Origin of the sequence: Melaminivora sp., assembly GCF_032059615.1 — a bacterium.
In the GTDB taxonomy this organism is placed as follows: Bacteria; Pseudomonadota; Gammaproteobacteria; order Burkholderiales; family Burkholderiaceae_C; genus Melaminivora.
The window spans coordinates 1-2076 of record NZ_DAMCAM010000113.1 but is presented as its reverse complement, the minus strand read 5'-3'; the positions used below and the strand labels follow the sequence as shown (position 1 = coordinate 2076).

The 2076-nt window shown below is 69.1% G+C and carries 1 protein-coding gene and 1 pseudogene; both read right to left on the bottom strand.

Annotation, left to right across the window (positions count from 1 at the left end):
- Positions 1 to 217 (bottom strand): annotated as a pseudogene (locus tag RT051_RS14605) (fructose-bisphosphatase class I); the annotation flags it as partial.
- A gap of 63 nt (positions 218 to 280) precedes the next feature.
- Positions 281 to 2076 (bottom strand): aminopeptidase N (pepN, locus tag RT051_RS14600; RefSeq protein WP_313077868.1); only part of this gene is annotated, 1796 nt, incomplete at its 5' end.

Here is a 2076-nt window from a genome sequence, read left to right as displayed (position 1 = left end):
TGGCGATGATGTCCAGCTTCTTTTGCACCTCGCCCTGCACGTTCTCGCTGCCGGCCGTGCCCATCACGTCGCCCAGGTCGCCCTTGTTCACCGCCAGGGCGATGCGCTTGCAGGCGCGGCCCACCACTTCCAGCAACAGGCGCAGCTGCGGCGGGATGCGGCCGTGGTCGCGCTGCTGCTCGACCAGGTAGCGGGTGAAGCTGATGCGTTCGGTCATGAAAGAACTCCCTTCCTTCTTGTTGTGAGAATGATCCGGCAAGGCGCCGGGCGCGTCCGCGCGTCAGCCTTCCAGCGCGCGCGAGACGACCTCGCGCACGTCGCTGGACAGGCCGCCGCTGGTGGCCACGCGCTCGATGGCGGCCCGGGCCGCACTGCGGTAGGGCTCGGCCAGCTTCTTCCAGCGGTCGAGCGAGCGGGCCAGGCGCGCGGCGACCTGCGGGTTCAAGGTGTCGAGCTGCAGCACCTGATCGGCCCAGAAGGCATAGCCGGCGCCGTCCATGCGGTGAAAACCGCCGGGGTTGCCGTTGCAGTAGGTGAAGATCACGCTGCGCGCGCGGTTGGGGTTCTTCAGCGAAAAGTCCGCGTGCTGCATGAGCTGGCGCACCAGGGGCAGGGCGTTGCCGCCCCGGTCGGGGCTGCCGGCCTGCAGGGCGAACCATTTGTCGATGACCAGCGCATCGTCCTTGAACAGGGTGTGAAAGCGCGCCAGCGCCGGCGCTGCCAGCTCGTGCCCGCTGCCCACCAGGGCGGCCAGGGCGGCCGCGCGGTCGGTCATGTTGCCTGCCACCTTGAAGCGCTGGTAGGCCTTGCCCGGCCAGAACGGCTCGCCCGACGCCGCCGCTGCCAGGCACAGCATGGACAGGGCCGTGCCCGCCAGTGCGCGGCGGCCTGCACTGACCGGGTCCGGGCGGTAGCCGCCACTGTCCTGGTGCGTCTCGTACGCCCACGCCCAATCGGCCTGCAGGGCGGTGGCCAGCTCCAGCTTCAGGGCCTCGCGCACGGCATGGATGCGCTGCGGGTCCACCACGTCCAGCTGCTCGGCGATGTACGCCTCCGAGGGCAGGGTGAGCACCAGGTCCTTGAACGCCGCATCCAGCGCGGGGTGGCGCAGCACGTCGCGTAGCGCCTCGACCACCGGTGCCGGCAGCATTTTTTGGTCAAAAACGAGCGTTTCCGTTGCTGCGTCTTGGTATTCAGCTATCTTTTGTGTAGCTATGCGCAGCAGCAGGCGCTGGCCGGCCTCCCAGCGGTTGAAGGCGTCGGAGTCGCGCGCCAGCAAGAGGAGCAGATCGGCGTCGCTGTAGTCGCAGTCCAGGACGACCGGGGCGCTGAAACCACGCAGCAGCGAGGGTACAGGCGGCTGCGTGATGCCGATGAAGGTCAGTGTCTGGCCAGCCTCGTGCAGCACGATGGTGCGCTCGGTACCGCTGGCCTGGGCCTCGCCTTCGAGCTGCAGGGGCAGGGCGCTGCCGTCCTGGCCCACCAGGCCGAGCGCCACGGGAATGACGAAGGGCTGCTTCTCCGGCTCGCCCGGTGTGGGCGGGCAGCTTTGCTCCAGCGTCAGGGTGTAGGTCTGCGCGGCGGCGTCGTACCGCCCCGTGGCCGTGACGCGCGGCGTGCCGGCCTGCGAGTACCAGCGCTTGAACTGGTCCAGGCGCTGGTTCAGCTCGCTGCCCGGGTTGGCGTCCGCCATGGCCTGGGCGAAGTCGTCGCAGGTCACGGCCTGGCCGTCGTGGCGCTCGAAGTACAGCCGCATGCCGCGCGCGAAGCCCTCGCGCCCGACCAGGTTGTGCTGCATGCGCACCACCTCGGCGCCCTTCTCGTAGATGGTGACGGTGTAGAAGTTGTTGATCTCGACGTAGCTGTCCGGGCGCACCGGGTGCGCCATGGGGCCGGCGTCCTCCGGGAACTGCACGGTGCGCAGCACGCGCACGTCCTCGATGCGTTTGACGGCCCGCGCCGACGGGCTGCCGGCCATGTCCATCGAGAATTCCTGATCGCGGAACACCGTCAGGCCTTCTTTGAGCGACAGCTGGAACCAGTCGCGGCAGGTGACGCGGTTGCCCGTCCAGTTGT